At 51.9% G+C, this 5403-nt stretch carries 3 protein-coding genes; all 3 read left to right on the forward strand.

All coding sequences use genetic code 11. The features are described 5' to 3' along the window. Window positions 1–104 precede the first annotated feature (104 nt). The 3 genes from Q0294_RS20335 (at window position 105) to Q0294_RS20345 (ending at window position 5138) form a co-directional block, all read left to right on the forward strand. Window positions 105–692, forward strand: coding sequence for a DUF1990 family protein (locus Q0294_RS20335; RefSeq protein WP_299469112.1), 588 nt, complete (start codon window positions 105–107; stop codon window positions 690–692). A 730-nt stretch (window positions 693–1422) separates the two neighbouring features. Beyond that, window positions 1423–2286, forward strand: a complete 864-nt coding sequence (locus Q0294_RS20340) for a hypothetical protein (protein WP_299469114.1) — start codon at window positions 1423–1425, stop codon at window positions 2284–2286. A 62-nt stretch (window positions 2287–2348) separates the two neighbouring features. Next, window positions 2349–5138 carry a sialidase family protein gene (locus Q0294_RS20345; RefSeq protein ID WP_299469115.1) on the forward strand — a complete coding sequence of 930 codons (2790 nt, stop codon included), beginning with the start codon at window positions 2349–2351 and terminating at the stop codon, window positions 5136–5138. Window positions 5139–5403 lie beyond the last annotated feature (265 nt).

A 5403-nucleotide genomic window follows, 5' to 3' on the forward strand; every position in this document is an offset into this window, starting at 1 on the left:
GTCCGTTCCCTGTATTCTCTTTCGTCTGATTCGTAGTCTATATTATACAGATAACGATTACCGCTCCGGTCCGGATTAAAATATTAGTAGATATTTCACATAATATGTTTCTCTTCCAACAGCCTGATTCTGAACAGATCGCCGAATTCCTCACGGCGCAAGCCCGGCTGGAGTTTACGTATCCTGACGTTAGTTCTACCCGAGTGCCCACGCCGCCCGCTGGCTATCAGGTCGATCATAACCGGATCTGTCTGGGGCAGGGGAGAGATCTTTATGAAACCGCGAAACAAGCCCTCAATGAATGGCAGCATTATCGCTTCGACTGGCTGACACTGCATCGCCCCGCTGAGCCGCCTGAAACCGGACAGACGGTGGCGGCTCTGGCACACGTTCTCGGGATCTGGGTGTTGAATGCCTGTCGGGTGGTGTATGTCGTGGAAGAGACCGAGCCACTCTGTCGTTTCGCCTTTGCATATGGCACACTGCCCGAACACGCGGAGTCAGGCGAAGAACGTTTCCAAGTCGAATGGCATGCAGACGACGATTCCGTCTGGTACGATCTCTACGCGTTTTCACGACCGGCACAACTGCTCTCAAAAATCGCCTCTCCCTATGTCCGCTGGAAACAGAAACAGTTCGCCCGGGAATCTCTATTGGCGATGCAGGCAGCGGTTCGGAATTATGATTACTAAACACGTAATATTAGCGTTGAACTTGGTAAGCTGAATGTTAAAAAGGTTCCAGAAACAAAACGTTGTTGATACTTTCGATGGTAGGAAGTCCCTGATGACACTCTCCCGAATCTTTGCCATACTTTCTCTCCTTTATGGTGTCTTAATGACGGTGGCGACGTATGCCGGGAGTCTCCCCATGTTCCAATTCCTGCATTCTGATAAAGCGATGGGTATCTCGTTTATGATAACTCTTCTCTTCATATCGCCCTTTCTCAGCACATACCAGCGATTGGGTTTGGTTTATGTGGACAAGTTTATAGACCCCTTTTCAGTGAGTGGGGATCGCAATGATCGACTCATGAAAGAGTGTCGCATGTATCCCGCTGCTTGGTACCTTCCCATGATCTTTCTCCTTATCTCATGGATCGCTTTTTTAGTAATAGGAGATAGCATTCAACCAAATTATGCGTTACTCGCCAGCATGAGTTTCATCAGTGGGTTATGGTTCGCCTTTGTCTATCCCACGGCAAAAAAAATGTTCGTCTGAAAATGTACCTGGAATAGAATGTTCGAGTATCAAGGCATCCCCGGTAGATTTTGGATCTGGTAGAATGACCTTGCTCTGCAAACCGAGCTTTATAATGCTCGGTCTATTGCTGTTCGATCCCCGACTCATCATGATTTTACTGCATTCTTCTGAACTCAGAAGAACTGACATGTTTACTCTTCCACTGAGGAAAAGACACCGATGCGATTCAAGATGTTACCGCTGGCACTGCTGCTGATCCTGTGCGGCGTTTCCAGTGCAGTCGGGCAAAACCAGCCCGAACCCGATGACCAATCTAAGCCGGGAGTCACGTTTTATGTGATGGGAGATGTCCCCTATAAGCCGGCGGAAGATGTTCTGCTGCCTCAACAGATAACCGCAGTCCCGCACGATGCCGCGTTTGTGGTTCACGTCGGCGATATCAAAGGAGGCGCTGCACCTTGTGACGAGGCCGTCTTTCAGAAGGTGGCTGGGATGCTGAGTCAGTCGAAAGCGCCGGTGTTTATTATTCCCGGCGACAATGAATGGAATGACTGTCCCGATCCCGATCAGGCCTGGAGACTCTGGGAGCAGTATTTTATGCGGTTTGATCGTCGCTGGCAGCATTCTCTGCCGGTCGTTCGGCAATGGGAACGCGAAGAGAACTTTTCCTTTGTGAAGGGGGGCGTGCTGTTTATCGGATTGAATATCGTCGGCGGCCGTATTCATGATGTCGCAGAATGGAAACAACGGCACGCGGATGATCTCGACTGGGTCCGTCGCAACCTGCGTCGGTTCGGCGCGGAGGTCAGCAGTCTGGTGATTTTCGGGCATGCCAAACCGATTCTGGTTCACAACGACTTTTTCGATCCCTTTAACAAAGAGGCGTTACAGTTTCAGAAGCCGATCCTCTACATCCACGGCGACGGACACTCCTGGATTTACGATCGCCCGTTTGCCGCCAAAAATATATTACGCGTCCAGGTCGATCAGGGGGGCATTGCTCCACCGTTGAAGGTGACCGTGACAGACGACAAGACCAATCCGTTTCAGTTTGATCGTCGTAACGGAAAACCGGTACAATAATTGTCTGGCCGACATCACTGGATCAGGTTTCAACAACTCAAGAAAAATAAAGCCACGCTCACATGAAATACGCGCTCAATCTGTTTGTCATTCACCTCTTTACCGTTTCGGTACTGATCGCTGCGGAACCAGTCGAATTACTAGTTCCTCCCCATTGGAACGCGGCCCTTGCCGGCGATCTGGTTCTGGATGGTCTTGTTTCTGTCACGGCGAAAGAGGTCAAAGGGGCGCACGACGCCGAAATGGTTCTGACTGGAGATCGCGCTTATGTTGTGGCTGAGGTGAATGATTCGCGCGCCGGGGAAAGTGCGGGCTGGCCTGAGATTTACTGTGCGCTGTCCATCGTGAATCTGAAAACGTTGCAGGTAGAAAAAATCATTCCTTTTGCCGGCAGCGAACAGGTTTATGAAAATGAAACGCTGCCCGTTGGTGCCTGCTTTGTACCGCGTATTCTGCAGAAGGACGAGAACACACTGCGTTGTTATTTCGCCAGTGAGCAGCCGGGCAAGCGACAGGCTCAAACCTGGTATCGTGATTTCGATCTCAATACAAAGACGTTTGCGAACACCATTCATCAAGCAAAACTGAAGACGGCTGCGGGAACATTCGACATGCAGCCGCAGTATTTTTACGCTGATGCAGCCGCACAGGGTTTCAAAAAACCAGCGCAGGATTTCGGCCTGTATCTGTTTGATTCGTTCAAAAAGTTCGATGGAGAGACTTACATCGCAATTAATAACTTTGCCGGCAAGCAGAATGCACTGGCGAAAGTCAATGAGGCGCTCGACACGTTTGAAATCATCGGCCATTATAACGATCCGCAGTCAGTGCAGCTCAGCGAGTCTGCCGTCAATCGTCTGCCGGATGGAACCTGGATGGCGATCTGCCGCAATGATGGCGGTCATCAAAACTACTACTTCACTACCAGTCAGGATGGTCAGAACTGGACGACGGGAAAACAGCTTCCGATAGTCCCCAACGGCACGAACTCCAAGCCGACGTTCGATCAATTTGGCGATCTGTATTATCTCGGCTGGCAGGAAGCGACACGGATTCACGGCGTTAATCGGAGTGTGTTTAACATCGATGTCTCTCAAGATGGCAAAACCTGGCAACGAAAATATCGGTTTGAAACTCCCCAATCATTCCAATACCCGGCATTCACAGCACATCAGGGGACGATATGGCTTTGTGTCACACAAGGAGATGATTCGCCCAGCCGCAAGGAACGCATCATGTTCGGCAAGCTGGAAGAGACCGGTACGTTTCCTTCTCAGGCAGGCTTGAAACGGAAACCGATCCCCGAACTCGCCGCAGAGCCCGCGATCATGCAGCAGGGAGTGAAACTGTTTACCGACCGTGATTACCGTTTATCCGAAACGCCGAAGTTACTGAAAGAGCACGCATTTCTACGCACGAGCATTGAAGGCTACGAAGCGGTATGTACCAGCCCAGGGGAACTGTTCGCGTTAACGCCGACACGTCGCCCGGGTGCCGCGAATCAGGAAATCGAATTATTACGCCAGGGCTTTGAAAAAGTCGATAGCCCGGAATTTTCACTGTTCACCGGCGAGATCAATCGCGTGTTGACCTATCGAAAACAGGTGAAAAAAGGGGAACATCTACGATTCCAAAAACTGGTCCTGCTCGTTAGTGGGGAAGGGACACGTGTGGAGACAACGCCGGCAACGCCGAAGTCAGACGCAGAGCAGCAGGCGGAAATCAAACGCATGGAGCAGTTCGCGGATCTGGCTCTGATTCCTCCGACTCTGAATACCTCGCCACTTCCCGAGTACGATTATGATCGGCTCGATTACGGCATGACAATCGGCATCGAGCGAACGCCGGGCGGGCGTTTGTGGGCCTGTTGGGTTGCCGGCGGCGACAGCCCCAAGGCGTTTTTTGTGTTGGCGTCCAGTGATGATGACGGCGAACACTGGTCGCATCCGCGGCTGGTTCTCGATTCCCATTCGCCGGAGCATCCCGTGGATCGCAGTATTCTGGTGGGCAATCTCTGGACCGATCCGACGGGCCGCCTGTGGTTGATCTTTGATCAATCGATGCATATGTTCGACGGGCGTGCCGGTGTCTGGGCCACTGTTTGTGAAAACCCGGATGCGGAAACTCCTGTCTGGTCGAAGCCGCGGCGGATCTGGCACGGCGTGACATTGAATAAACCGGCGGTCCTCTCGAACGGCGAATGGATGCTGCCGATTTCACTAGATCAACGCACCGGTTTCGGACCGTTCAAAGGTTGCTTCAAAGAACTCGATCCCTACCGCGGTGCGAATGTGTTCGTGTCGAAAGATCAGGGGGCGAACTGGGAACGCCGGGGTGCCGCGACATTTCCCAATCCCGACTGGCACGAGCACATGATCGTCGAACGCAAAGACGGCTCCCTCTGGATGCTGGCCCGCACAGCAAAGGGCATTATGCAGACCACGTCGACGGATGGCGGACGAACCTGGTCCACTCCCACTGCACCAGAAAACATCAAACAGCCCAACGCGCGGTTTCACATCCGGCGTCTCGCTTCAGGCCGACTGCTGCTGATCAAACACGGCGATCAGATCGACGCGCATCACGGACGCGTGCAGCTCAGCGCGTGGCTTTCTGAAGATGACGGCCAGACCTGGAAGGGGGGCTTGATCCTCGATGAACGGAAAGGAATTTCCTATCCCGACGGATTTCAGGCACCGGACGGTACGCTCTATATTTCCTACGACCGCAACCGGGCCACCGACGGCGAGATCCTGCTGGCACGTTTCACGGAGGAAGATATCCTGGCAAAGAAACTGGTGGGCTCGAAGTCCAAACTGAAAATGCTGATCAGCCGCCCTTTGGCAAAATAGGTGGCCCTATAGTTCTCAGAGTTCCTGTCTTTTCAGGGGCTAAGATTGAGGAGCGTCTCCATTTCACAATTTCTGCTGAATTGAGCATTCTCAACAGAAACATGAATATATCTGCGCGCGACGTTTATCTAACTGAGTGAGCGGGAATGGGGGGAGTCTCAATTTTATGAAAAAGGACGAATATTGTTTGACTCCCTATCTGAGTGCTATATTATACGTCTGTGTAGTCTAGTGGCACAGTATTGAATTCTGTGGAGCCTCGCAC

Origin of the sequence: uncultured Gimesia sp. (genome assembly GCF_937919775.1) — a bacterium.
Classification (GTDB): domain Bacteria; phylum Planctomycetota; class Planctomycetia; order Planctomycetales; family Planctomycetaceae; genus Gimesia.

What these genes read in the sequence shown, in the direction of transcription:
- Q0294_RS20335 (WP_299469112.1), top strand. Translation starts at nt 105, where the DNA reads ATGTTTCTCTTCCAACAGCCTGATTCTGAACAGATCGCCGAATTCCTC.
- Q0294_RS20340 (WP_299469114.1), top strand. Translation starts at nt 1,423, where the DNA reads ATGCGATTCAAGATGTTACCGCTGGCACTGCTGCTGATCCTGTGCGGC.
- Q0294_RS20345 (WP_299469115.1), top strand. Translation starts at nt 2,349, where the DNA reads ATGAAATACGCGCTCAATCTGTTTGTCATTCACCTCTTTACCGTTTCG.